Here is a 25,784-nt window from a genome sequence, read left to right as displayed (position 1 = left end):
TTCGGTTCCGTAGAACCGGTCGCTCACTCAACGTACTGACGATGATTAATCCATCTTTCGACGGATAAACCTTCCTCTAATACTGTGTGAGACTTGATACTTTTGCTTGGAGCAGACCCCGAAAGATCCGCCTCGCATCGCCATCAAGCGCCCACACTTATCGGCTGTAAATTGTTAAAGATCGCATCGCGCAACAGCACCGAACTTCGCTACCGTCTTGCGTCGCTGCATCAGCAGCAGAGAAATGAGATTATGCAGACTCTTTCGTCACTCGTCAACAAGTTTTTTAACCACTCAAACTTATCAACCCCGCCGAAAGCCTTGCTACATCGGGCTTCGTCCAGCTTGCACCCGACCTGCCTCGCTTCCCCCGCGCTTCACTCCGAAGCGCGAAAGACCGAGATTCTAGCCACCCTCCGCATACCTGGCAAGCGGTATTTTGAAATTCTTATGACAAACACTTCACTGCGACTTTAGGCGCCCTTTATTCGCCAACGCCCGGCAGCAAACCAATGCGCATCGCGTTCAGCCGGAACCATGCCCCGCATTTACATGGGCAGCGGCATCTGCCCCCCCAAGCCCCTGGCCCATTGACGGCCCTTGACCCCGCCCAGTCAAAGTTAAAGCGCGCAGGAAAAGACTACAATGGAGGGTTCTTCGGACACAATCATCTAGCCACTATGCGCTCGCGAATCGCCAAACGCCTCCCTCCTGATGCTGACAAGCTAGTAGGTCTGTCGCTCGCCTTGTTTGCGTCGGGCAGCCGCATCGAAGACCGCTTCTGGGAGGCGAAGCTCGATGCACTGCTCGCGAAGATCGTCCGCAACGGCAACCAGACGACGCTCGATGCCGCGCTCGACCACCTTCAGCAGAACCATCCCGATGCGTACGGCGCGCTAGCCGACATGGCCGAAACGCATAGCGAGTCGTTCCTCGTCGAACATGAAGGCACGCCATATGAAGCGCTCCTGATCGCCGCACCAGTGCTGGCGTGGACGCGCTACGCGATCCCTTCCGGCCCGCTGAAGAGCGATTCCGTCGAAGCCTTGCGCGCGCACCTGCAGGCGCACGTCCTTGCCGATTCCACCCGCGTCGCACTAGCGCCATTCCTGTACAGCATCGACCAACTGCCACGGCATCACGTCGAAACGTACCGAGTAGCGCAACAACTCGTCCAGGCCGCCGTCAGCGGGGCCGCCACCAAGATCAATTTCGGCGATCTGCCGGAAACCTCGCCGATTCTCGCCGACCCGCGCTTTCTGCTTGCGGTCGTCGCCGCACCGGTCGGCGCCCCGCTCTTTCGTTGGCAGGAGGAGGAAGGCGGCGCGCGCATCGAGCGCGGTCAATGCCTCGAGCAATGGGCCACGCAGGGCGGCGCCAATCTCGCATTGGTGCTGCCGGGCTGCGAGTTCGAATGCCTGCTGCCGGATGCCTACTACTCGGCCTGCCGCGACGCCGATGAGCGCGTGCGCCCGCATACGGTCCGCACGGCCATCCGCTATCTGTACGACACGATCGGCGCGGCGCCGCACGATCTGCGCGCCGTGGTCGCAGGCTTCGGCGAGCGCCGCATCGACGAGTATCGAGTCGGTTTCACCCGGCGCGGCAGCAACGACGTGATTTATGGCGTCGTCTGGCCACTTTACGGCCGCGAAAACGGCGATCTGGCCATTGACGAGGAACCGGAAGGCGCCGAACCCGCCGACGGCCCTATCGAGGAAATCGTCGCGCTACTAAAGGAAGCCGGCGTGACCGACATCCGCCGCCACGCGGGCCGCTTCGAACCGGAGTACTGCGACGACTGCGGCGTGCCGCTGTATGCGGACCCGCTCGGCGAAATCGTGCACGCCGAAATGCCGGAAGATGCGGAGCCCGCGCAACCGCACTTCCACTGAGTTTGCGCGTCAAGCGCGCACCGCGACACCAAGCCCTGCCCGCGCAGGGCTTTTTTGTGCATTTTTCCTATGCCTTTCGGTCAGGCGCACGTGATGTAAGTAATTTGTCATCATAGCTCTGGCGGCGCATCACAGTCAGCCGGCTCGAACCGGCACACCAGATAACGCGCCGCCACATCCGACCCAGGGAGGCAAACTATGCGGTTCTCGGTTGTCAATTCAGAAGCAGAAAGACGCGATGGGCTCAAGGCGCTGTTGCGGCAAATCGACCGGCAGGCGCGCTTTAATGATGCAAAAGATTGGGCCCAGGCAAGCCGCGCATTGCAGCGTTCGAGCGTCGACCTTCTCGTCGTCGACTGGCAGGATTCGATGTCCTTGACGGATATGCGAGCGCTCCTCAGCGAACACCCGTCGCTGCGAATCGCGGCACTCATCGACGATGCGTCGCTGCCTCAGGTGCGGGCGCTGCTCGACGAAGGCGTGCGCGGCATCATCCCGCGAGCGATGGAACCGCAGTTGATCGTCCACGCGTTCGAGCGAGTGTTGCTCGGCGGCCACTTCGTCCCGCATTGGGTGTTGACGCTCGACACGCCCTGGGCGCAGGAGCCGCCTCACGGCGCTGGATCGCGAGCACGCGACGCAGCCCACCGCAATTCGGGCCGAGTGCGTCTTTCACGCCCGCTTTCGCCGCGCCAGGAGCAGATCATGCGCTGCGTCCACATGGGGAGCACCAACAAGATGATCGCGCGCACGCTCGGCATCAGCGAGGGCACAGTCAAAATCCATCTCGCCAGCATCTTCCAGCAGTTGGGCGCGCTCAACCGCGCGGCAGCTGTAGCGATCTACAACGATTGGCAGTCGCCGCAACTAGAAGTCCTGCGCTCGCCATCCGATAGCGCTCCGAAGCCTGTACTCGGCCAGGCCGGCCCCGTACCTCTGAGGCGTAATGCCCGATTCAAGTATCCGTTGCCCGACAACGAAGACGACAAACTCCCGATCGCGGCAGAACCGGTTGCGCCATTCGGCAAGAAGAGATCAGACGGAACCTGACGCGTTGCCCGACGCGTTGGCCAGCGGCTTCGACAGGCCGCTGGCATGGATTCCGCTCACACCTTTTGCGCACCAACGAGTAATATGAGATGCATGGGTTTCCTCTACACACCGCTACCGTTTTGGCTTGCCGTCGGTGCCTGGATCGTCGCCGCAGGACTGCTTGCGTTCGCGTTGTCGCGCAGACCGTTCCGCCGTCTCCAGGACGGCACGCTTCAGCACGTATGGCTCGCGATCATCGTGGCGGTTTCGGTGCTATGGGCGACCAATGCGTGGCTCGACGACGGGCCCGTCATGCACCTGCTCGGCGCGACGTTGGTGGTCACGCTGTTCGACTGGGCGCTCGCGCTGATCGCTATGGCGGCCGTCAGCGGTATCGCGGCGGTGATCTTCGATGCGACATGGCAAGGTGTCGCACTGACCTTCCTTGTCTACGGAGCGATGCCGGTCGGCATATCCGCGTTGTTGCAGCGCGCGACCACCGCGTGGCTGCCGCGCAATTTGTTTGTCTTTATCTGCGCGCAAGGCTTCGTGTCGCCCGCCATTGCAGTCGCTGCCGCATCAGCGGCTGCGATCGGCACGCACGTGGCGCTGGCCAACGGGTCGATGACTGTGGTCCCGGTTGGGTACGCATTCAGCGTACTGCTGCTCGCATCCGGCGAGGCGTGGTTTACCGGAATGTCGACGGCGCTCATCGCCGTCTATAAACCGACCTGGGTCACTACGTACGATGTGCGCCGCTATCGGCTCGGCGGCCCCCGCACCTGAATCGCATCTTCGCTACCCGGGCCATCGCGGCATTGCTGCGGATACGATTGCGGCGCGGCATCGGCAGTGGAAATCCGAGCGGGCTCGCCAAGGCATCACCCCTATCTCGCTGCGAAATCCGCCGGAATATTTGCACTAAAGTTGAACTACACCGCATCGTCAGGCATCTTACGTGCCTGATGTCTTAACCTGCACAACTAGATGGATAGCTCCAACACTCCGCGCCGATTCTTTCTCTTCGTCGGCCGGCTGGCAGCATGCACTGCCGCCTCACTCGCCCTTGCCACCCCCGCCTTTGCCGACCTTGTCGATCAACGCAACGACATGATCAACAAGTACATCACCGACATGCATGCCGACCCGCTCGTGGCCGACTGCGCCGCACACGGAAACTTCGTCGCGAGCACATCGAGCGCGATCGACCACGTCGAGTTCTCTGCCGAGTCTTTCGATAGCCAGCACGCCAGCGTCACCCCTTGGAACGATTCGTTCGACGAAGGCAAGCAACGGGTGAAGGTCGATAACATCGTGACGGTCGAAGGGCTCGGCTATCCGCATGACTCGAGCCAACCGCCGATCAATTTGAAGTTCCGCTGCGGCTACGTCGGCACGCAGATGCTCGCTTTCAGCTGGAACGACCCGGTGCCGCCCGCAAAGCCGCGCGCGGAGCCGCGAGCCGCGGCTCCCGTCTCTCAGGCCACGAAGGGCAAGCACACCGGCAAAGGCACGACAAAGAAGAAGTCGACTGGAAAAGGCTCGAGCAAGGCGGTGTCGCCGAAAACGACGTCGAATAAGAAGACTACGGCCAACAAATCGTCGACGAAGAAATCGAGCAGCTCGAAGAAGACGACGACCTCGACAACGAAAAAGCCCTAACCGCTTGCTACCGTCTGTCAAAACAGCAGCGCGATGCATCGCGCCGCCTTCCAGTTTCGAGCTCTTAGCCAAACGTCTCCACGTGCCGCAACACGGCATTCAGCATCGCCGCGCCCAGCGCCGCGCTGCGCTCGCCGTTCCAGCCCACGCGTTCGTCAGGCAGATTCGCGTTGTCCTTGAACGGCATCTCCAGCGTCAGCGACAGGCAGCCGTATTCATGGCCGATGTACTTCGACGCGAGCTTCAACGCATCCTGCTGGTACTTCGACGATTCGTAGCCGAACTTGTCCTGGAAATCCGGGCTTGCCTGCTTGAATGCTTCGATGAACGCGGCTTGCTGCTTGCCCTGCTCCTCGGTGAAGCCCGGCAGCATCTCGGAGCCCGCGACGAACACGTACGGCAACGCCTCGTCGCCATGGATATCGAAGAAGAGATCGCAGCCCGTCGCGCGAATCGCATCGCGCACGAGCAGCACTTCGGGGCTGCGCGCCGCGTCCGGCTCCATCCATTCGCGGTTCAAGTTGGCGCCCGCGGCATTGGTGCGCAGATTGCCGCGCACGCTGCCGTCCGGATTCATGTTCGGCACGATGTAGAACACCGCGTGATCGTAGAGCTTGCGCGCGACCGGGTCGCCCGCCCAATCGCCCCACCCGGCAAGCCGCTTCACGAGCCCTTCGACGAACCACTCGGCCATCGTCTCGCCCGGGTGCTGGCGCGCGATGATCCAGACTTTCTTCTTAGGCTTGTTGTCCAGTTCCGGCGTGCCGAGCACGAGCAGCGACATCGGCCGGCCTTCGACCGTCTGCCCCAGTTCGACCAGATTCGCTTGCGGCATCTGCTGCACCGCGCCCAGAAACTCCGAGTGCCGCTCCTCGCTGTACGGCTCGAAATACGCGTAGTAGATGCGATCGAAATCGGGCGTGTGATCGATCGTCATCACGCGGCCGTCGTATGAGGTCGGCACGCGGAACCAGTTGACGCGGTCGTAGCTCGCCACGGCCTGGTAGTTCCGCCACCCGTCCGCGAACGCGCATTCGGACGCGTTCTCGAATGTCATCACGCAGCGCTCGCCGCGCGCGCCCGAAAGACGGAAATAGAACCACTGCGCGAGATCCGCGTGGCTGTCGCGGCGGATGCGCAGGCGGATGTCGCCCGCTTGTTCGCAGGACAGGACTTCGACTGCGCCGGCGTCGAAATGGGTCGTGATCGATAGACTCATGAGGGTTCCTTGTTGGTTTGCACGACGTCAGCGGAGCTGGCTGTCACTCAATCGCCGACGCGCCGGCGAAATACATAGGTGGAATCGTTCGAAGCGGCGGCATCGAATGCGTAGCCTTCGGCCGCAAAATGCTTCAGCGCTTCCGGCGAGTCGACGCGGTTTTCGACCGCATAGCGCGCCATCAGGCCGCGCGCGCGCTTCGCATGAAAGCTGATGATCTTGTAGCGGCCTCCCTTCCAATCCTCGAAGACCGGCGTGACCACGGGCGCGTCGAGCAGCTTCGGCTTGACCGACTTGAAGTACTCCTCCGATGCACAATTGACGAGCACCCGCGCAGCGCCCTTGTTCTTGTGCAACTGAGCATTGAGCGCCTGCGTGATGCGCTCGCCCCAGAACGCGTAGAGATCCTTGCCGCGTGCGTTCGCAAAGCGCGTCTTCATTTCGAGGCGGTAGGGCTGCAGCAGGTCGAGCGGCCGCAGGAGGCCATAAAGGCCCGACAGCACGCGCACGTGGTTTTGCGCGTAGTCGAGATCGGCAGCCGACAGCGACTTCGCATCGAAGCCTTCGTACACGTCGCCGTTGAACGCGAGCACGGCCTGCTTCGCATTCTCCGTGGAGAAACGCGGCGACCAATCGGCATAACGCTGGAAATTCAGATGAGCGAGCGTGTCGGAGATGTCCATCAGCGACGCGATCTGTTGCGGCGACAAGCGGCGCAGCTCGCCGATCAGCTCGGCGGCTTCGTCTGCGAAATCGGGGATCGTATGTTTCTTGACGTGCGGCGGCGTTTCGTAGTCGAGCGATTTCGCCGGAGACAAAACAATTATCATAGAGGCTCGCCGGCACGCCGTGCCGGACGGTAAAGACGGAAAAGCCCGATTGTAACGAATGCCTAGTTCCCATGCCTCGCGCGGCGCGCCTCGCGTCATCCTCGATTCGAATGTCTGGATCGACATTCTCGTGTTCGACGACCCCGATACGCGTCCGATCCTCGCGGCGCTGGAATCCGGCGCGCTGCACGCGCTGATCGACGGGCGATGCCTCGCCGAACTCACCCGCGTGCTCGACTATCCTCAGTTGGTCGCGCGCAGTGTCGACAAGGAAGCGGCCTTGGCCGCCGTCGGGCGCCTCGCCGAATTTGTCGCACCGAATGCACCGGACGCACCAGACGCCGCAACCGAAAACGCCCGTCCGCTGCCCGTCTGCAAGGATCGCGACGATCAGAAGTTTCTCGAACTCGCGCATGTCGCGCGCGCCGATTGGCTGGTTTCGAAGGACCGCGCCGTGCTGAAGCTGGCGAAGCGCATTGCGCGCGACTTCGGCTTCCGGATCGCGCAGCCCGCGCCGTTCGTCGCCGCTTGCGAACTGGGCGCGACCCGCACGCCGGAGCCGGAACCGGCCTGACGCCCCGCCCTTGCGCGTCAAGCCCGACGAAACCCGCTGCCAGCGTCTTGACCACCGACACGAACCTGCTTGAGCCTGCCGACCGCACCATGAACGCACCGCACGAAACGCCCACGACGCCCACCTTCGCCTCGCGCCTGCCCAACGTCGGCACAACCATTTTCACCGTCATGAGCGCGCTTGCCGCCGAGAAACGCGCGGTCAATCTCGGGCAGGGCTTTCCCGATTTCGATTGCGATCCGCGCATCGTCGACGCGGTCGCGAAAGCGATGCGCGACGGGCACAACCAATATCCGCCGATGGCCGGCATCGCGCCGTTGCGCCAGGCAATCTCGGACAAGGTCGCGAACCTCTATGGCCGCCGCTACGACGCGAATACCGAGGTCACCGTGACGGCCGGCGCCACGCAGGCATTGCTGACTGCGATCCTCGCGACCGTGCATCCCGGCGACGAAGTCATCGTCCTCGAACCGAACTACGACAGCTATGTGCCGTCGATCGAGCTGGCAGGCGGCAAGCCGGTCTTCGTCACGCTGGAAGCGCCCGACTACGCGATTCCGTTCGATAAGCTCGCCGCCGCGATCACGCCGAGAACCCGGCTCATCCTGATCAACACGCCACACAATCCGACCGGCACGGTCTGGCGCGCCGGCGACATGAAGCAGCTCGAAGACATCGTGCGCGGCACCAACGTGCTCATTCTGTCGGACGAGGTCTACGAACACATGGTCTATGACGGCGCACCGCACGAAAGCATCGCGCGCTATCCGGAGCTTGCGCAGCGCAGCTTTGTCGTGTCGAGCTTCGGCAAGACCTATCACGTGACGGGCTGGAAGATCGGCTACGTCTGCGCGCCCGCCGCGTTGACGGCCGAGTTCCGCAAGGTCCACCAGTTCAACGTGTTCACGGTGAACACGCCGATGCAGTTCGGGCTCGCCGACTATCTGCGCGATCCGGCACCCTATCTCGATCTGCCCGCGTTCTATCAGAAGAAGCGCGACTTCTTTCGCGAGGGCCTCGCGAAGACGCGCTTCAAGCTCCTGCCTTGCACCGGCACGTACTTCCAGTGCGTCGACTACTCGGCAGTGAGCGATATGACGGAGGCGGACTTCTCGACGTGGCTGACGAGCGAAATCGGCGTCGCGGCCATTCCGGTGTCGGCGTTCTATCACGAGGCGCACGAATCGGGCGTGGTGCGCTTTTGTTTCGCCAAGCAGGAAAGCACGCTCGCCACCGCGCTCGAACGGCTCGCGCGGCTCTGACGAAGGGCGCGATCATGCGACAGAGCATCGGTTCTTCGCATGCGCGCCACGGCTCAGTTCGTCTTCGTCGCCGCGACGTAAGCCTTGCGATCGTCCGTCACGCGCTGCGCGGCGGGCCGTTGGTTGATCAGCTTCACATGCGCCTTCCAATCGATGCCTGCATCGAGCACGAAGTCGCGTCCGTAGATCGCGTTCGTCGTCATGCCCACAAGCGGCAGGCTCGCGAACGCGGCAATATCAGCGATGGTGAACTCGCCGCCCGCCACGTAAGGCGAGAACTTCGCGAGCCGCTTGAAGCCGGCAATGCCGTGCACGAGGCGTTTCTCGGCGCGCGCCTTGGTGGCGTCGGTCACCGTGCCGCCGAAGAACGCTTCCTTGTACAGCTCGCGCGCGACGAGCTCGAGATGCAAATCGACGAACGTCACCAGTTCGCGCGCCTTCGCAGCCTTGAACGGATCGGCCGGGAAGATCGGCTTGTCGGGATAGCGCTGCGCGAGGTACTCGATGATGACCTCCGACTCGCACAGATCCCCCTCTTCCGTGCGAATGTACGGCACCTTGCCAAGCGGCGAATGCGCGAGCACCGTCTCGTCCTGCGATGGGATCACGAACACTTCCTCGAACGCGATACCGTGTTCGAGCAAAACGAACTTCACCTTGTTGTAGTAGTTGGACAGCGCGAAACCATGCAGCTGGATCATACGGCGTCTCCATGTGACAGGATGATCGGAGCCGCTCGGCGCTGCGCGCCGCAGCCATGCTCCGCAAGGCATTATTTTTAAATCGCACGACCGTGCTATTCTAAAACAGACTTGGAGTGGGACACCATTATGGCCTCTCGTCAGTACGCCATCGAGACTGTCGGCGTTGTCGGCACAGGCGCGATGGGACGCGGCATCGCACAGATCGCGGCGCTCGCCGGCCTCACCGTGCGGCTCTTCGATACCGATCCGCAAGCCGTGAGCGCCGCGCGCGACTACCTCGCGGACATCTTCGTCAAGCTGACCGTCAAGGGCAAACTCGATGAAGCCGGCGCGCACGCCGCGCTCGCACGCGTAATCGGCGCCCAATCGCTCGCCGAGCTCGCCGATTGCGACCTGGTGATCGAAGCGATCGTCGAAAAGCTCGACGCCAAGCGCGCGCTCTTCCGCGAACTCGAAACCATCGTCAGCGGACGATGCGTGCTCGCGTCGAATACGTCGTCGCTGTCGATTACCGCGATTGCCGCCGCGTGCACGGATGCTTCGCGCGTCGTGGGCTACCACTTCTTCAATCCGGTGCCGCTCATGAAGGTCGTCGAAGTGATCGACGGCCTGCGCGGCGACCCCGCCGCCGGCGATGCGCTCATGGACCTCGCGCGCCGCATGGGGCACACGGCCGTGCGAGCGAAGGACATGCCCGGCTTCATCGTCAACCATGCCGGACGCGGGATGAATACCGAAGGGCTGCGCGTCGCGAGCGAGGGCGTGGCGAGCTTCGTCGATATCGACCGGATCATGCGCGAGCAGGCCGGCTTTCGCCTCGGCCCCTTCGAATTGCTCGACCTGACCGCGCTCGATGTCTCGCATCCGGTCATGGAGTCGATCTATCACCAGTTCTACGAAGAGCCGCGCTTCACGCCGTCGCCGATTACCGGCGCGCGGCTCGCGGGCGGGCTGATCGGCAAGAAAGCGGGCGAAGGTTTTTATCGCTATGTCGACGGCAAGCAGCAAGTGCCCGACGAGCCGAGCGCCCCGACCGCGCTGCCGCAGCGCGTGTGGGTCAGCGCGCGTCATCCCGAAGCCCGCAACGCAGTGCTGGAGCTCATGACACGCGTGAACGTCGCGCTCGACGAAGGCGCGAAACCGGCTGCCGATTCGCTGATCGTCGTGACGCCGTTCGGACTCGATGCGACGACGGCGGCGGTCGAAGAGCAACTGGACGCAACCCGCACCGTCGCAATCGATACGCTCTTCCCGCTTGTCAACGCCAAACGCCGCACGCTAATGACGACGCCCGCGACCACGCGCGCCGCACGCGATGCCGCGCATGCGCTCTTCGCGGCCGACGGCGTACCCGTCACGGTGATACGCGACTCCACGGGCTTCGTCGCCCAGCGTATCGTGGCGACGATCGTCAACATCGGCTGCGATATCGCGCAACGGCAAATCGCGTCGCCTGAAGATATCGACCTCGCCGTCACGCTCGGCCTTGGCTATCCGAAGGGACCGCTCGCGCTTGGCGATGCGCTCGGCGCGAAGACGATCCTCGCGATTCTGCGCAATATGTCGAGCGTGCTCGGCGACCCGCGCTATCGGCCGTCGCCGTGGCTCGCGCGGCGCGCGCAGCTCGGCTTGCCGCTCACGAGCGCCGATGCATCCGATGCACCTGAAGCAGCGCACTAAGACCGAGCTCGACAAACACCTTACCTACTCAGGACACGCCATGACCGCCGAACTCCTTGCGTCGCGCCCGCCCGAAAGCGAATCGACGCTCGTCCTCACGCTCTCGAACCCCGGCGCACGCAACGCGCTGCACCCCGACATGTACGCCGCCGGCATCGAAGCGCTCAACACCGCCGAGCGCGATCCGTCGATCCGCGCGATCGTGCTGACCGGCGCGGACGACTTCTTCTGCGCGGGCGGCAACTTGAACCGGCTGCTCGAGAACCGCGCGAAAGACCCGTCGGTGCAAGCGCAAAGCATCGACCTGCTCGGCGAATGGATCTCGGCGCTGCGCGCTTCGACCAAGCCGGTCATCGCCGCGGTGGCGGGTGCCGCCGCAGGTGCAGGCTTCTCGCTCGCGCTCGCGTGCGACCTGATCGTCGCCGCCGACGACGCCAAGTTCGTCATGTCGTATTCGCGCGTGGGCCTCACGCCCGACGGCGGCGGCTCGTGGTTTCTCGCGCGCGCCTTGCCACGTCAGCTCGCGACCGAAGTCCTGCTCGAAGCCAAGCCGGTAGCGGCCACGCGCCTGTATGAGCTCGGCGTCGTCAACCGTCTCGCGAAGCCCTCCGCCGTGCTCGACACTGCGCTCGCCTGGGCCGACGAACTCGGGCGCGTCTCGCCGAACGCGGCCACGCGGATCAAATCGCTCGTCGCCGCAGCCGATTCGCAGTCGCTCGCCGATCACCTGATTGCCGAGCGCGACAACTTCGTCGCGTCGCTCCATCACCGCGACGGACTCGAAGGCATCACCGCTTTCCTCGAAAAACGCGCCCCGGTCTACAAATGAGCGATCCGACGACAACGGGCTTCGACATGCCCAAGCGCCGCCGCATCTTCCTGATGCGGCACGGCGACGTGACTTACTTCGATGCCTCGGGCCGCGCCATCGAGCCCGAAACGGTGCCGCTCAATGCCAACGGACGCGAGCAAGCCAGCGCCGCGGGCCGCGAGTTCGCGACTCACGATGTGCGCTTCGATCGCGTGATCGTGAGCGGCTTGCCGCGCACGGTCGAAACGGCGCAGCGTGTGCTCGCGGAGACGGGTCAGAAAGTCGACATCGAAATCTGGCCCGAATGGCAGGAGATTCGCGGCGGGCGCCTCGCGGGCCTGCCGCCCGACGAAGTCGAATCGGCCTTTCTGCGCGTGTTCGAAGGCATCGTCCCCGAGGAAACGCGCTTCCTCGGCGGCGAGACGATCGGCGAATTGCTCGACCGCGTGCTGCCGCCGGTCGCGAAGCTGCGCAACGATCCGTCGTGGGACACGGCGTTGCTGGTGCTGCACGGCGGCGTCAATCGCGCGCTGCTGTCGCACGCGATCACGGCAGGCGGGCGCGCGTTCTTCGGCCACCTCGCGCAAGCAACAGGCTGCATCAACGCGCTCGACGTCGGCGACGAGCCGCGCGACTGGGTCATCCGCACGATCAACTATTCGCCGCCGTCGCCGCTCTTCAAGGACGTGCGCAACACGACGATGGAGCTGCTCTACGCGCAATACCTTCGATACAAGCGCGACTGAGCACGACATCCAAACCCAAGCCGATCTGGAGGAGACAATGGCTACCCGCCATCCAGCAGCGGAATCGGAGCAAGCGCAGGACTATTCTGCGTTCGTCGGGACTCGAGCGGTGTCCGAGCGTCAGCGTTTCGACGTCGCGGCGCTCGAAGCATGGCTCGCCGAGCACGTCGACGGTTTCGCCGGGCCGCTCACGGTCGAGCAATTCGCGGGGGGCCAGTCGAACCCCACGTTCAAGCTCGTCACGCCGTCGCGCAGCTATGTGATGCGTGCGAAACCGGGCCCTGCCGCGAAGCTCCTGCCTTCCGCGCACGCGATCGAACGCGAGTACCGCGTGATGCACGCGCTCGCGAACACCGAGGTCCCCGTCGCGCACATGCTCGCGCTCTGCGAAGACGAAGCGGTGATCGGCCGAGCGTTCTACGTGATGGAGTTTGTCGAGGGCCGCGTGTTGTGGGATCAATCGCTGCCCGGCATGTCGAGCGCCGAACGCGCTGCGATCTACGACGAAATGAATCGCGTGATCGCCGCATTGCATACCGTCGATGTCGATCAAGCCGGCCTCACCGACTACGGCAAGCCCGGCAACTACTTCGCCCGTCAAATCGGCCGCTGGAGCAAGCAGTACCAGGCATCGGAAACCGAGCCGATCGAAGCGATGCACCGGCTCATCGACTGGCTGCCGCAGCACATGCCGGCCGAGGCGGACGAAGGCCACGACGGAACAACGCGCGTCTCGATCGTGCACGGCGACTACCGGCTCGACAACCTGATCTTCCATCCAAGCGAGCCGCGCGTGCTCGCGGTGCTCGACTGGGAACTGTCGACGCTCGGCAATCCGCTCGCCGATTTCGCCTATCACTGCATGGCATGGCACGTCGATCCCGCGCAGTTTCGCGGCATCGCCGGGCTCGATTGGGCGGCGCTCGGCATTCCCGACGAAGCCCATTACGTGCAGCGCTATTGCGAACGCACCGGCTTGCAGATCGAAGGCGACTGGAACTTCTACCTCGCCTACAACATGTTCCGCATCGCGGCGATCCTGCAAGGGATCATGAAGCGCGTCGTCGAGGGCACGGCGGCGAGCGCGCAAGCGGCCGACGCCGGCCGCCGCGCCCGGCCAATGGCCGAACTGGCTTGGCAGTACGCGCAGAAAGTGCGTTAAGCACTGTGGCGACGTCAGCGACGACTTCCCGTTCGCCTATGCGTACGCGTCGGCCCGCGCGCGGCTGAAAACCCGGACGCCAGGCGGGGCTTTCGGGGCCGTCAGCAGCATGCGGCGATCTATGCTCTAATTTTTCGACGCTTTCGGCGCCGCACATGCGGCGCCTTCTTTATGGAAAAGACAAGGAGCCACGATGATCGACGTCTATAGCTGGGCGACCCCGAACGGCCATAAGGTTCACATCATGCTCGAGGAGACCGGCCTCGCTTACAACGTGCACCCCATCGACATCGGCGCCGGCGACCAGTTCAAGCCCGAGTTCCTCGCGATCAGCCCGAACAACAAGATCCCGGCGATCGTCGATTCGGAAGGCCCCGGCGGCAAGCCGCTGTCGCTGTTCGAGTCGGGCGCGATCCTGATCTATCTGGCCGAGAAGACCGGCAAATTTCTCGCGGCCGACCCCGCCGCCCGCTACGCGACGCTGCAATGGCTGATGTTCCAGATGGGCAGCGTCGGCCCGATGTTCGGGCAGACGCACCATTTCCGCCTCTACGCGCCCGAGCAGATCGAATACGCGGTGAATCGCTACACGAACGAGACGAAGCGCCTATACGGCGTGATGGATACGAAGCTCGGCAAGACGCAATTTCTCGCGGGCAACGATTACTCGATCGCCGACATCGCGAGCTTTCCGTGGACGCGCTCATGGAAAAACCAAGGTGTCGAGCTCGACGACTTCCCGAACGTGAAGCGCTGGCATGAAGCGATTGCGGCACGGCCGGCGGTGCAACGCGCAGTCGAAGTGCTCGCGTCGGCGCGCAAGCCATCGTTCGACGACAAAGCGAAGGAAGTGCTGTTCGGCGCGACACAATACGCGCGGCATTGATCGGGCAGCGCGCGACGTTGGATGAGCATGGCGAGCGGCTTGAACGTGCCGCTCGCCGCAGCTTGCAGTGAAACCGCCTTAGAAATAATGCCGAGTGATGAACTCGGCGACACAAACCGGCTTGTCGCCGGTACCCGCGGCGCCGCTCTCGGCTTCGAGCGTCACATTCCAGATGACTTGCACGCCGCCGCCGTCCACATCGGTCACGCCCTCCACCTGAAAGCGCGCCCGCACACGCGAACCCACCGGCACCGGTGCCGTGAAGCGCACGCGATTGAGCCCGTAGTTGACGCCCATGCGCTGCCGCATCGCGACGGTCTTCTCGAGCAACGCGGGCACCAGCGACAACGTCAGGAATCCATGCGCGACCGCCCCACCGAACGGCGATTCGCGCGCGGCACGCTCGGGGTCGACGTGAATCCACTGTCGATCGCCGGTTGCGTCCGCGAACACGTTGACGCGAGCCTGATCGATAGCGACCCAGCCACTCGTCAACGGCGCTGCGCCAATGAGCGAACGCAGCGCGTTCGCATCCGCCAGCTCGACGATCACGACTTCCGCTGACACGGGCGCCTCGCGCGTCATGCCGTGCCTCCCGGATTGCGCAGCCCGAACATCACCTTCGAACGCACGGTGATGACGGTCTCGCCCTTCTGATTGATGCCTTCCCATTGGATCGACACGATGCCGCGGTCAGGACGGCTCTCGGACACGCGCTTGTCGAGCACCGTGTTCTTCATCAGGATCGTGTCACCGGCGCGCACCGGCTTGATCCAGCGGATTTCGTCGACGCCGGGCGAGCCCATCGACGTCGAGCCGCTCAGCGTATTGCGCACGATCAGCCCCATCATGACCGAGCACGTATGCCAGCCGCTCGCGATCAGGCCGCCGAACGGAGACGCCTTCGCGGCATCCTCGTCGATATGGAACGGCTGCGGATCGAATTGCTCGCCGAAGCGGATGATTTCATCGGCGCTGAACGTATGCTCGCCGATATCGACCGTCGTGCCGACTTCATAGTCTTCGTAACTGACACCCATTGTTCTGCTCCTTCGTAGAAGTCCGTCGTCGAGCCGGGCGCTCACGCGTCGGCCGTCGCGAAGCCGGGCAGCGCCGCGAAGCGCGCGAGGTGATGATCGACGTCGCCGAGCGTCGTCTCGATGATCGCGAGCCGTTTGAACCAGTGCGCCGCCGCCACTTCGTTCGTCACGCCCATGCCGCCGTGCAATTGCACGGCTTGTTGGCCGACGAAGCGCGCAGCTTGTCCGATGCGGACCTTCGCAGCCGACACCGCGCGGCGGCGCTCGTCAGCATCGCGGCTCGCATAGCGGACTGCGGCCAGATACGCGAGCGAGCGAGCCTGCTCCGTGTGGATCAGCATCTCGACCATGCGGTGCTGCAGCGCCTGGAAGCGCGCGATCGGCACGCCGAACTGCTGGCGCGTTTTCGTGTATTCGAGCGTCGCGTGATTCAGCGCGTCGAGCGCGCCGATCGCTTCCGCGCACAACAACACGATGCCGTAGTCCGCGATGTGCTCGAGAGTCGCCGCTCCCGCGTGCAGACCAGCGAGCCGGCGCGCGGGCGTATTCGCGAACGTGAGCGTCGCGGCGCGCTGGCCGTCGATCGTGCGGTACTCCGCGACCTTGGCGTGCGCCGCATCGCGCGGTACGACGAACAACGCGATTTCGCCGTCAAGGCGCGCCGGCACGATCCAATAGTCCGCTTGTGCGCCGTGCTGCACGATCGACTTGGAGCCGGTCAGCGTGAATTGATTTCCGCTCGCCTCGGCGACCGTCGCAAGGTCGAACAAGTCGTAGCGCGCATGCGGCTCGTGAAACGCGACGGCGAGCTTGATCTCGCCCGCGCCGGCGCGTTCGAGCAATTGCGCGTCGGCGCCCTCGCCTGTGCCCGCGAGGCGCAGCGCCTCGATGCCGACCGCCGCCGCCCAATACGGCTCGATGACAAGCCCGCGCCCCAACTCCTGCATGACCACGAGCATGTCGACAGCGCTGCCGCCGAAGCCGCCCTGCGCTTCCGGCACCGGCAGCGCTGTCAGACCGAGCTCGGTGAACGCGCTCCAATGCTCCGCCGACACGCCCGCCTCGGAGCGCACGATCGCCTGCCGCGTTTCGAAGCCGTAGTTCTTCTCGAGATAGCGACGCAGCGCGTCGGCGAATTGCTGCTGTTCTTCGGTGAAGGTGAAGTCCATCGATGTCTCCTGTCGACGGCACTTAGCGCTTTAGCGCTTAGTGCCGTCCCATGCAAAGCTCAGAGGCCGAGAATCATCTGCGCGATGATGTTCTTCTGAATTTCGTTCGAACCGCCGTAAATCGACGTCTTGCGGTAGTTGAAGTAGTACGCGGCGAGCGGCGCGGCATCGTCGTCGCCGGCGAGGCTGTGCTCGCGTTCGCCTTCGAGGAACGGCACGTCGAACGCCGCCGCAAGCGGCCCGGCCGCTTCGAACATCAGCTCGGTCAACCCTTGCTGGATCTCGGTGCCCTTGATCTTCAGCATCGACGCCTCGGGCCCCGGCCCGCGCCCGCTCGCCTCGTTGCTGACGACGCGCTGCACGGTCACGTCGAGCGCCATCAGCTCGATCTCGAGTGCGGCGACCTTGGCGCCGAACGAGGGATCCTCGATCAGCGGCTTGCCGTTTTTCTTCTGCTCGCGCGCGAGACGTTTCAGGAACACGAGTTCGCGCTTCGAGCGGCCCACCGCCGCAATACCCGTGCGCTCGTGCCCAAGCAAATACTTTGCGTAAGTCCAGCCGCGATTCTCGTCGCCGACAAGATTCTCGACCGGCACCTTCACGTCCTCGAAGAACACTTCGTTGACTTCGTGATCTTCGTCGAGCGTGATGATCGGACGCACGGTGATGCCCGGCGTCTTCATGTCGATCAGCAGGAACGAGATGCCCTCCTGTTTCTTGGCACCGCTATCGGTACGCACAAGGCAGAACATCATGTCGGCGTGCTGGCCTAGCGTCGTCCAGGTCTTCTGCCCGTTGACGACGTAGTGATCGCCGACGCGCTCGGCTCGCGTGCGCAGGGACGCGAGATCGGACCCCGAGCCGGGCTCCGAATAGCCTTGGCACCACCAGTCGGTGCCGTCGAGTATGCGCGGCAAATAGCGGCGTTTCTGCGCCTCGCTGCCGTACTTCATCAGCACGGGCGCGACCATCGATACGCCGAACGGCAGCACCGGCGGCGCGCCGACGCGAGCGCATTCCTCTTCCCAGATATGACGCTGCGTCGCGTTCCAACCGGGGCCGCCGTATTCGACGGACCAAGCTGGCGCCGACCAGCCGCGCGTGCCGAGCCGCTTATGCCAGCTCGCGATGTCGTCGCGCGACAAGCGTTTGTGATTGAGGACTTTGGCGCCAAGCTCGGCGGGCAGATTCGCCTCGAGCCACGCGCGGATTTCGACGCGGAACGCGTCTTCGGCGGGGGTGTAGTCGAGATTCATACGCAGTGTCTCCTGGCCGCGCCGTTCGCCGCCAGGATGACGCTGCGCTATTGCAGCGACTCTTTGAGTGCGGTCGGGATCGGCAGCGGCATCACGTCGATGCCCTCTTCGACCAAGGCTTTCGCATCCTCCGGCGTCGTGACGCCGCGAATGCTGCGCGCGGGCGCTTCATTGTAGTGAATGCGCCGCGCTTCCTCGGCAAAGCGCTCGCCCACGTTTTCGGTTTTCTCGAGCACCTCGCGCAATGCACGCATCGCGCGGGCCTGCCATTCAGCCGTATCCATCGCGGGCTGCGCGTCGCTCGCACCCGACAGATTGAGACGGGGCGCGGACGGCATGCGGCTCACTTCGGTCGCACCGCAGATCGGACATTCGACGAGCTTGCGGGACAACTGCGATTCGAAGTCATCGGCGGAAGCAAACCAGCCTTCGAACCGATGGCCATGCGGACACTGTAAGTCGAGAACCTTCATGAGTCAGGGCTTGCGCACGAGTGTAGCGCAAAATCAAAATTTGTGAACGATCGTTCGTAAATTTAACGGGAGATCGCGACGAGGACTGCCGGACGCTGAACGCGTAGAGAAAATCGACGTGCGTGGGCGATTTTAGCGCTTCGCGCGAGATCGCGCCGAAGGTGACGGCACGATGACAGCCGCGGCGAAAGTCGGTCCGGATGGTGCGGTTCTGGGGCTACGCGCACAAGCGGACGAGCTTCGACGCCAATAAAAAACGGCGGCATCAGCCGCCGTCTCTTGTTGCCGCGCTAATTTGTTGCCGCCAACGGACAACCCTCGCGCTAGCCAGCCGTACTCAGCCCGGCTGCGCGTCCCCAAGCGGCCACGTGCCGGAGAGCGCCTTCTCGAGCCAGAACGTGCCGATGATCGTTTTCACGTCGGTGATCTTGCCGGTGCGCACCCACTCCATCACGTGCGCGAGATCGACGGTGAACGTCTCGAGAAACTCGCCGTCGTCGAGCTTGCGCTCGCCCGCTGTCAGGCCACGCGCAAGAAAGATATCGATGAATTCGGTCGAGTACGAAATGATCGGGTGAATGCGCGTCAAATACACGTACTCGCGCGCCGTATAGCCGGTCTCCTCGCGCAACTCGCGCTTCGCACAGGCCAGCGCACCTTCGTTCGGATCGAGCTTTCCCGCCGGATACTCGGTCATCACCTTACCGATCGGATAGCGATATTGGCTTTCCATCAGCACGCGGCCATCGTCGAAGAGCGGGATCACCATCACCGCGCCCGGATGCTGGACGTATTCGCGCGTCGCGTGCTTGCCGTCCGGCAAGCGAACCGTGTCGCGCTTGAGCGTCAGGAAGGAGCCTGCGTGGATCGTGTTGCTTTCGACGCACGTCTCGGTGAGCGCGGCATCGTGATTGGGCAGTTCAGCCATGGTGCATCCTCAAGGACGCGCGATGGCACGGAGCCATCAGCGGCGTTTGACGAGATATTGAAAAGTGAAGCCGGGAAACGCGAAAACGACGAACAGGCTGAACGTGATCGCGTAAAACTGCCAGCCCTGGTCGAAGCGGTTGCCGGCGCGCGCTTCGAGCATGAAGCCGAGCGCGCCGACCAGAAAATACAGCACGATCATTTCGCCGATGCGAATCCAGGCGCTCTTTTTCGTCGCCTTGAGCGGCACGACGGCAAAGAGCTTCTGATTCAGAAACGGCAAGTTGGCGCCCACGAGCGCCAACAGAACGATGAACCAGCCTGCTGCCGACATTACAGCGCCACGGGCAGCGTATGCGTGATCGCGTTCAAGCAGACGGTCATGAGCGGGCCCGGGATGATGCCGAGCACGAGCACGGCGACACCGTTCAGTGCGAGCACGACCCGCTTGCACGTATCGCCTGCGATCGGCGTCGTGTCTTGCGGTGCATCGAAGTACATCAGCTTGACGATACGCAGGTAGTAGAACGCGCCAAACAGCGACGTCACCACGGCCAGCACCGACAGCCACGTGAGGCCGGCGTTCATCGCCGATTGCAGCACGGCGAGCTTCGCGTAGAAGCCGACGGTCGGCGGAATGCCGGCCAGCGAGAACATCATCACCATCATCACGAACGCGAACACCGGGCTGCGCTTGTTCAAGCCCTTGAAGTCGTCGAGCGAATCGGCTTCGAACTCGCGGCGCGCGAGCAGCATCACCACGCCGAACGAACCGAGCGTCGTGATCAGGTAAACGATGCTGTAGAACATCGCCGAACCGTACGCGCCGGCCATGCCGCCGGTCTTGCCGTCGACCACGCCCGCGAGCAGGCCGAGCAGCACGAAGCCCATGTTCGAGATCGCCGAGTAAGCAAGCATCCGCTTGACGTTGCGCTGGACGATACCGGTGATGTTGCCGACGATCATCGAAAGCGCCGCCATAATCACGAGCATTTGCTGCCAATCGACTGCGAGCGGCAGCAGACCCATCACGAGGAAGCGCAAGCCCCACGCGAACGCCGCGACCTTCGGTCCGCCGCCGACGAGCAGCGTCATCGCCGTAGGCGCGCCGTGGTAGACGTCCGGCACCCACATGTGGAACGGCACGGCGCCCATCTTGAACGCGATACCGGCAACGATGAAGATCACGCCGAACAGCAGCACGACGTCGTTGATACGGCCCGAAGCCACTGCCGTCAGCACTTCCTTCAGGTCGAGCGAACCGGTCGCGCCGTACAGCATCGAGATGCCGTACAGCAGGAAACCGGAAGCCAGCGCGCCGAGCACGTAGTACTTCATCGCTGCTTCGTTCGACTGCGACGCATCGCGACGCAGCGCGATCGCCGCATACAGCGACAGCGACATCAGTTCGAGGCCGAGGTACAGCGTCAGGAAGTTGTTGCCCGAGATCATCACGAGCTGGCCAAGCAGCGAGAACATCCCGAGCAGGACGAAGTCGCCGCGGAACAGACCCCGATCCTCGAGATACTTGCGCGAGTAGATGAGTGTCACCGCGAAACCGAGCGACACCACCGCCTTCATCGCGCTCGCGAACGAATCGACCACGTACATCCGCGAATAGAAATACAGCGTCTGCGTGTCGAAAGAAAGCGCCGCGAACCAGATGCCGGCGATCACCGACGACACGAGCGCGATCAAATACGTCAAGCGACGGCCGGAGGCGCCGACGAACGTGTCGTTCAGCCAGGCCACGACGATCGCGGCCATGATCAGCGCATCTGGACCCAGAGCAGACATAGAAGCGTTTTGCATGATCTTTAAGTTCCTCTGCTCTCTCTTACTGCGACAACGGCGGCAGCTTCGACTGCGCGACGTGGGCGAGGAGATTTTCCACGGAGACGTGCATCACATCGGTGAAGGGCTTCGGATACAGGCCCATGAACAGCGTCAGCGCCGCCAGCACGCCCAGGATGAAGAACTCGCGGCGATTGATATCCGTGAGCTTCGCCACGTGGTCGTTCGTCACCTTGCCGAAGTACACGCGCTTGTACATCCACAGCGTGTAGGCCGCGCCGAGAATCAGCGTGAACGCGGCGCCGAACGCGATCCAGAAGTTGTAGCCGACCGACGCCAGGATCACCATGAACTCGCCGACGAAACCGGAGGTACCCGGCAGGCCGCAGTTCGCCATCGCGAACAGCATCACGAACGTCGCGAACTTCGGCATCACGTTGACCACGCCGCCGTAGTCGGCGATCTGACGCGAGTGCATGCGGTCGTACAACACGCCGATGCAAAGGAACATCGCGCCCGACACGAAGCCGTGCGAGATCATCTGCACGATCGCGCCTTCGACGCCCATCTGGTTGAAGATGAAGAAACCGAGCGTGACGAAGCCCATGTGCGCAATCGACGAATACGCGACCAGCTTCTTCATGTCGGCCTGCACCATCGCGACGAGGCCGATGTAGATCACCGCGATCAGCGACAGCGCGATGACGATCGGCGCCAGCGCGTGGCTTGCGTCAGGCGTGACCGGCAGCGAGAAGCGCAGGAAACCGTACGCGCCGAGCTTCAGCATGATCGCCGCCAGCACGACCGAGCCGCCCGTCGGCGCTTCCACGTGCGCGTCCGGCAACCACGTGTGCACCGGCCACATCGGCACCTTCACCGCGAACGCGAGGAAGAACGCGATAAACAGCAACACCTGCGGCGTCATCGCGATTTGCGCCTGCTGCCATGCTCCGAGATCGAAGGTGCCGGTCTGCACGTACAGGTAGATCAGCGCGACCAGCATCAGCAGCGAGCCGGCCAGCGTATAGAGGAAGAACTTGAACGCCGCGTAGATGCGGTTCGCGCCGCCCCACACGCCGATGATGAGGTACATCGGGATCAGGGTGGCTTCGAAGAACACGTAGAACAGCATGCCGTCAGCCGCCGAGAACACGCCGACCATGATCCCCGAGAGGATCAGGAATGCGGCGAGGTACTGCGACACGTGTTCGGTGATCACTTCCCAGCCGGCAATCACGACGATTACCGTGATCAGCGCGGTCAGCACCACGAACCACATCGAGATGCCGTCGACACCGAGGTGGTACGTGATATGGAAGCGTTCGATCCAGTTCGCCTGCTCGACGAACTGCAGCGCGGCCGTGCTCGAGTCGAAGCCGGTGATGAGCGGCAACGTGACAAGCAGGCCGAGGATCGAACCGATCAGCGCAAGCCAGCGCGCCGGTCCGGGGTTCCTATCGGAACCGATAGCGAGAACAGCGAGGCCGAAAACGATCGGCAACCAAATCGCGACACTGAGAATCGGAAAAGAGTGCATAAGTATCCCCCGCCTTATTTGCCGCCGAGCGTTACAAACAGGGTCAGGAGCCCCAACATGCCGATAATCATGGCGAACGCGTAGTGATAGATGTAACCGGATTGGAGGAAGCGGATCACGCTCGCGAACCAGCCGATGAAGCGCGCACTTCCGTTGACGATACCGTCGATGACCACGACATCGCCCTCTTTCCAGAGGCCACGGCCGATCGCCACAGCACCCTTGGCAAACACGAGGTCGTTGATCTTGTCCATGTAGTACTTGTTATCGAGCAGCGTGTAGATCGGGCCGAACGCGCGGCGCATCACCGCCGGCAGATCAGGACGCTTCAGATACAGGAACCATGCCGTGACCACGCCTGCGAGCGCGAGCCATACCGGCAGGCCCGACACCGAGTGCAGGCCCATCGCGGCCCAGCCTTGGAACTCGTCGGCCATCTCGTGCAGCGCCGGATGGTTCTCGCCGATGAAGATCACCTGGCTGAACGCCACGCCGTGCTGGAAGAAGTCGCCGAACAGCATCGGACCGATTGCGATTGCACCGATCACCACCGACGGAATCGCGAGCAGCACCAGCGGCACCCACACGACCCACGGCGTCTCATGCGGCTCGTGTGCGTGATCGTCGTGACCGTGGCCATGGCCGTGGTCGTCGTGACCATGGCTGTGCGCCGCGTGCAACGCCGCTTCCGCGCCCAGCGGCGAGTCAGGGTGCTTCGGACCGCGGAAGCGCTCTTCGCCGTGGAACACCATGAAGTACATACGGAACGAATACAGCGCGGTGACGAACACGCTCGCCACGACCGCGAAGTACGCGAAGCCCGCACCCGGCAGATGCGAGAGCTTCACCGCATCGATGATCGAGTCCTTCGAATAGAAGCCTGCGAAGAACGGCGTGCCGATCAGCGCGAGCGACCCCACCAGCGACGTGATCCAGGTGATCGGCATGTACTTGCGCAGACCGCCCATGTTGCGCATGTCTTGATCGTGGTGCATGCCGATGATGACCGAGCCCGCGCCGAGGAACAGCAGTGCCTTGAAGAACGCGTGCGTCATCAGGTGGAACACGGCGACCGAGTAGGCCGACGCTCCAAGCGCAACGGTCATGTAGCCGAGCTGGGAGAGCGTCGAATAGGCAACGACGCGCTTGATGTCGTTCTGGACGATGCCGAGGAAGCCCATGAAGAGCGCGGTTATGGCGCCGATCACCATAATGAACGACAGTGCCGTATCCGACAGCTCGAACAGCGGCGACATGCGCGTCACCATGAAGATGCCGGCCGTCACCATGGTCGCCGCGTGAATCAGCGCGGAGATCGGCGTCGGGCCTTCCATCGAGTCGGGCAGCCACACGTGCAGCGGGAATTGTGCCGACTTACCCATCGCACCGATGAACAAGCAGATGCAGGCAACCGTCAGGAGGCCCCAGCTCGTACCCGGGAACGACAGCGCCGCCAAGTCATGGCTCTTCGCGAACACGTCCGTGTAGTTCAGCGAACCGCCGTACGCAAAGATCAAGCCGATGCCGAGCAGGAAGCCGAAGTCGCCGACGCGGTTCACGAGGAACGCCTTCATGTTCGCGTAGATCGCGCTTTCACGCGTGAAGTAGAAGCCAATCAGCAGGTACGACACGAGGCCCACCGCTTCCCAGCCGAAGAACAGCTGCAGGAAGTTGTTGCTCATCACGAGCATCAGCATCGAGAACGTGAAGAGCGAGATGTACGAGAAGAAGCGCTCGTAGCCGTCGTCTTCGGCCATGTAGCCGATCGTGTAGATGTGCACCATCAGCGACACGAAGGTCACGACGCACATCATCATCGCAGTCAGCGTGTCGACCAGGAAGCCGACTTCGAGCTTCACCGAGCCGACGTTCATCCATTCGTAGACCGTCGCGTTGAAGCTCGCGCCGTTCAACACGTCGACGAACACCATCGCCGACAGGATGAACGAAATGAACACGCCCAGGATCGTGACCCGGTGGCTTCCCTTGCGCCCTACCGTCTTGCCGAACAGCCCCGCAATCAGCGAGCCGGCGAGCGGTGCGAGCGGAACCGCCAGCAGCAGGTTTTCATTAAGTGTCGTTGACATAACAGCGGTGCCTGAATTTAACCTTTGAGCTGATCGAGGTCTTCGACGTTGATCGTGTCGAGACTACGGAACAGAGTCACCAGAATCGCGAGGCCGATCGCAGCTTCAGCCGCGGCCACCGTGAGCACGAAGAACACGAAGATCTGGCCGTGCACATCGCCGAGGTAATGCGAGAACGCGACGAAATTGGTGTTCACCGCCAGCAGCATCAATTCGATCGCCATCAGGATGATGATGACGTTGCGGCGGTTCAGGAAAATACCGACGATGCTGATCGCAAACAGGATCGCACCGAGCACGAGGTAATGAGCAAGGGTCAACATGTTTTTCTCCAGTGCGCTCAGGCCTTGTTGCCGACCGTGCCGGCGCCGGTGTTGCCCGGTGCGGCTTCGCTTGCAGCGGCTTCGGGCAAGACCTTCTCCGCCGGCATCTTCACGAGGCGCACGCGGTCTTCGCGACGCACCTTGACCTGTTGCGACACGCGCTGACGCTTGCTGTCCTTGCCTTGGCGCGCGGTCAGCGCAACGGCGGCGATGATCGCGACGAGCAGCACGAGACCGGCGATTTCAAACGCGAAGATGTAGTCGGTGTAGATGACCTTGCCGATGAGGCGCGTGTTCGGCATCGCGCTCGTCGCACCGGCCACGCTTGCCGCGAGGTCGTGCACCGGCGTGGTCGTCGCGCCGTAGCCGTGCCACAGGATCAGCGCCGTTTCGATCACGATGATCGCGCCGACCAACGTCGCCATCGGCACGAAGCGCCGGAAATCCTTGCGCAGGATGTCGAGATTGATGTCCAGCATCATCACGACGAACAGGAACAGCACCATCACCGCGCCGACGTAGACGAGCACCAGCAGGATCGCGAGGAATTCGGCCTGCAGCAGCATCCAGATGGCCGCCGCGTTGAAGAACGCGAGCACGAGGAAGAGCGCAGCCCCAACCGGGTTGCGCGAGGTGATCACCTTCAGCCCTGACACCGTCAGGAGCGCAGCGAAGATGTAGAACAGTACGGTCGTGAATTCCATGATTACCGGTT

Annotated in this window: 26 protein-coding genes; 11 read left to right on the top strand and 15 right to left on the bottom strand. The window is 63.1% G+C overall.

Features of this window, described 5'->3' with window-relative positions; all coding sequences use genetic code 11:
- Positions 1–680: 680 nt before the first annotated feature.
- The 4 genes from FAZ95_RS06170 to FAZ95_RS06155 all read left to right on the top strand — a co-directional run bounded on the left by FAZ95_RS06170 (position 681) and on the right by FAZ95_RS06155 (position 4,589).
- Positions 681–1,895 carry a DUF2863 family protein gene (locus tag FAZ95_RS06170; protein WP_137331644.1) on the top strand — a complete coding sequence of 405 codons (1,215 nt, stop codon included), beginning with the start codon at positions 681–683 and terminating at the stop codon, positions 1,893–1,895.
- 198 nt (positions 1,896–2,093) lie between these two features.
- Positions 2,094–2,945 carry a helix-turn-helix transcriptional regulator gene (locus FAZ95_RS06165; RefSeq protein ID WP_137331643.1) on the top strand — a complete coding sequence of 284 codons (852 nt, stop codon included), beginning with the start codon at positions 2,094–2,096 and terminating at the stop codon, positions 2,943–2,945.
- Between the two features lie 93 nt (positions 2,946–3,038).
- On the top strand, positions 3,039–3,713 hold the full coding sequence (locus tag FAZ95_RS06160) for an energy-coupling factor ABC transporter permease (protein ID WP_137331642.1): 675 nt from the start codon (positions 3,039–3,041) through the stop codon (positions 3,711–3,713).
- Positions 3,714–3,914: 201 nt separating this feature from the next.
- The gene (locus FAZ95_RS06155) at positions 3,915–4,589 is read left to right on the top strand and encodes a BspC domain-containing protein (RefSeq protein WP_137331641.1); all 675 of its coding nucleotides are present in this window, start codon (positions 3,915–3,917) and stop codon (positions 4,587–4,589) included.
- A gap of 64 nt (positions 4,590–4,653) precedes the next feature.
- Here the strand turns inward: FAZ95_RS06155 and FAZ95_RS06150 are convergent, their stop codons facing one another.
- Positions 4,654–5,808, bottom strand: coding sequence for a M14 family metallopeptidase (locus tag FAZ95_RS06150; protein ID WP_137331640.1), 1,155 nt, complete (start codon positions 5,806–5,808; stop codon positions 4,654–4,656).
- A gap of 47 nt (positions 5,809–5,855) precedes the next feature.
- Positions 5,856–6,638, bottom strand: coding sequence for a peroxide stress protein YaaA (gene yaaA / locus FAZ95_RS06145; protein WP_137331639.1), 783 nt, complete (start codon positions 6,636–6,638; stop codon positions 5,856–5,858).
- A gap of 58 nt (positions 6,639–6,696) precedes the next feature.
- Here yaaA and FAZ95_RS06140 point away from each other — a divergent pair, with 58 nt between their 5' ends.
- The gene (locus tag FAZ95_RS06140; protein ID WP_137331638.1) at positions 6,697–7,212 is read left to right on the top strand and encodes a putative toxin-antitoxin system toxin component, PIN family; all 516 of its coding nucleotides are present in this window, start codon (positions 6,697–6,699) and stop codon (positions 7,210–7,212) included.
- A gap of 89 nt (positions 7,213–7,301) precedes the next feature.
- A complete protein-coding gene (locus FAZ95_RS06135; protein ID WP_137331637.1) occupies positions 7,302–8,474 on the top strand; it encodes a pyridoxal phosphate-dependent aminotransferase in 1,173 nt (390 codons plus the stop codon).
- A 53-nt stretch (positions 8,475–8,527) separates the two neighbouring features.
- Here the strand turns inward: FAZ95_RS06135 and FAZ95_RS06130 are convergent, their stop codons facing one another.
- On the bottom strand, positions 8,528–9,175 hold the full coding sequence (locus FAZ95_RS06130) for a glutathione S-transferase family protein (RefSeq protein WP_137331636.1): 648 nt from the start codon (positions 9,173–9,175) through the stop codon (positions 8,528–8,530).
- 129 nt (positions 9,176–9,304) lie between these two features.
- Here FAZ95_RS06130 and FAZ95_RS06125 point away from each other — a divergent pair, with 129 nt between their 5' ends.
- From FAZ95_RS06125 to FAZ95_RS06105, 5 genes are all read left to right on the top strand, one after another.
- Positions 9,305–10,858, top strand: a complete 1,554-nt coding sequence (locus FAZ95_RS06125; RefSeq protein WP_137331635.1) for a 3-hydroxyacyl-CoA dehydrogenase — start codon at positions 9,305–9,307, stop codon at positions 10,856–10,858.
- A 40-nt stretch (positions 10,859–10,898) separates the two neighbouring features.
- Complete coding sequence (locus tag FAZ95_RS06120) at positions 10,899–11,687, top strand: oxepin-CoA hydrolase, alternative type (RefSeq protein WP_137331634.1); 789 nt, start codon at positions 10,899–10,901, stop codon at positions 11,685–11,687.
- Entirely contained in the window at positions 11,684–12,415 is a 732-nt protein-coding gene (locus FAZ95_RS06115; RefSeq protein WP_254699819.1) for a histidine phosphatase family protein, read from the top strand. The genes FAZ95_RS06120 and FAZ95_RS06115 overlap by 4 nt, the downstream gene beginning before the upstream one ends.
- Positions 12,416–12,452: 37 nt before the next feature.
- Complete coding sequence (locus tag FAZ95_RS06110) at positions 12,453–13,577, top strand: phosphotransferase (RefSeq protein ID WP_137331633.1); 1,125 nt, start codon at positions 12,453–12,455, stop codon at positions 13,575–13,577.
- Between the two features lie 193 nt (positions 13,578–13,770).
- Positions 13,771–14,463: a glutathione binding-like protein gene (locus FAZ95_RS06105; protein ID WP_137331632.1), complete on the top strand. Its 693-nt coding sequence runs from the start codon at positions 13,771–13,773 to the stop codon at positions 14,461–14,463.
- 78 nt (positions 14,464–14,541) lie between these two features.
- Here the strand turns inward: FAZ95_RS06105 and FAZ95_RS06100 are convergent, their stop codons facing one another.
- The 12 genes from FAZ95_RS06100 to FAZ95_RS06045 all read right to left on the bottom strand — a co-directional run bounded on the left by FAZ95_RS06100 (position 14,542) and on the right by FAZ95_RS06045 (position 25,773).
- On the bottom strand, positions 14,542–15,048 hold the full coding sequence (locus FAZ95_RS06100) for a MaoC family dehydratase (RefSeq protein ID WP_137331631.1): 507 nt from the start codon (positions 15,046–15,048) through the stop codon (positions 14,542–14,544).
- The gene (locus tag FAZ95_RS06095) at positions 15,045–15,503 is read right to left on the bottom strand and encodes a MaoC family dehydratase (protein ID WP_137331630.1); all 459 of its coding nucleotides are present in this window, start codon (positions 15,501–15,503) and stop codon (positions 15,045–15,047) included. The genes FAZ95_RS06100 and FAZ95_RS06095 overlap by 4 nt, the downstream gene beginning before the upstream one ends.
- A gap of 41 nt (positions 15,504–15,544) precedes the next feature.
- Positions 15,545–16,672, bottom strand: coding sequence for an acyl-CoA dehydrogenase family protein (locus tag FAZ95_RS06090; RefSeq protein WP_137331629.1), 1,128 nt, complete (start codon positions 16,670–16,672; stop codon positions 15,545–15,547).
- Positions 16,673–16,731: 59 nt separating this feature from the next.
- A complete protein-coding gene (locus FAZ95_RS06085) occupies positions 16,732–17,928 on the bottom strand; it encodes an acyl-CoA dehydrogenase family protein (RefSeq protein WP_137331628.1) in 1,197 nt (398 codons plus the stop codon).
- A 47-nt stretch (positions 17,929–17,975) separates the two neighbouring features.
- A complete protein-coding gene (locus FAZ95_RS06080; RefSeq protein ID WP_137331627.1) occupies positions 17,976–18,401 on the bottom strand; it encodes a DUF1178 family protein in 426 nt (141 codons plus the stop codon).
- A gap of 337 nt (positions 18,402–18,738) precedes the next feature.
- Positions 18,739–19,329 carry an NUDIX domain-containing protein gene (locus tag FAZ95_RS06075; RefSeq protein WP_137331626.1) on the bottom strand — a complete coding sequence of 197 codons (591 nt, stop codon included), beginning with the start codon at positions 19,327–19,329 and terminating at the stop codon, positions 18,739–18,741.
- A 36-nt stretch (positions 19,330–19,365) separates the two neighbouring features.
- A complete protein-coding gene (locus tag FAZ95_RS06070; protein ID WP_137331625.1) occupies positions 19,366–19,662 on the bottom strand; it encodes a DUF2818 family protein in 297 nt (98 codons plus the stop codon).
- Positions 19,662–21,140, bottom strand: coding sequence for an NADH-quinone oxidoreductase subunit NuoN (gene nuoN / locus FAZ95_RS06065; protein WP_137331624.1), 1,479 nt, complete (start codon positions 21,138–21,140; stop codon positions 19,662–19,664). Before nuoN ends, FAZ95_RS06070 begins: the two co-directional genes overlap by 1 nt.
- Before the next feature lie 25 nt (positions 21,141–21,165).
- Positions 21,166–22,659, bottom strand: coding sequence for an NADH-quinone oxidoreductase subunit M (locus FAZ95_RS06060; protein WP_137331623.1), 1,494 nt, complete (start codon positions 22,657–22,659; stop codon positions 21,166–21,168).
- 14 nt (positions 22,660–22,673) lie between these two features.
- Complete coding sequence (gene nuoL, locus FAZ95_RS06055) at positions 22,674–24,746, bottom strand: NADH-quinone oxidoreductase subunit L (protein ID WP_137331622.1); 2,073 nt, start codon at positions 24,744–24,746, stop codon at positions 22,674–22,676.
- A gap of 17 nt (positions 24,747–24,763) precedes the next feature.
- Positions 24,764–25,069, bottom strand: a complete 306-nt coding sequence (nuoK, locus tag FAZ95_RS06050; RefSeq protein ID WP_006052894.1) for an NADH-quinone oxidoreductase subunit NuoK — start codon at positions 25,067–25,069, stop codon at positions 24,764–24,766.
- Positions 25,070–25,086: 17 nt separating this feature from the next.
- A complete protein-coding gene (locus tag FAZ95_RS06045) occupies positions 25,087–25,773 on the bottom strand; it encodes an NADH-quinone oxidoreductase subunit J (protein ID WP_137331621.1) in 687 nt (228 codons plus the stop codon).
- Positions 25,774–25,784: the final 11 nt, after the last annotated feature.

The organism is Trinickia violacea (genome assembly GCF_005280735.1).
GTDB lineage: Bacteria > Pseudomonadota > Gammaproteobacteria > Burkholderiales > Burkholderiaceae > Trinickia_A > Trinickia_A violacea.
The sequence above is the reverse complement of the archived record's forward strand: the minus strand, read 5'-3'. Positions and strand labels throughout refer to the sequence as shown.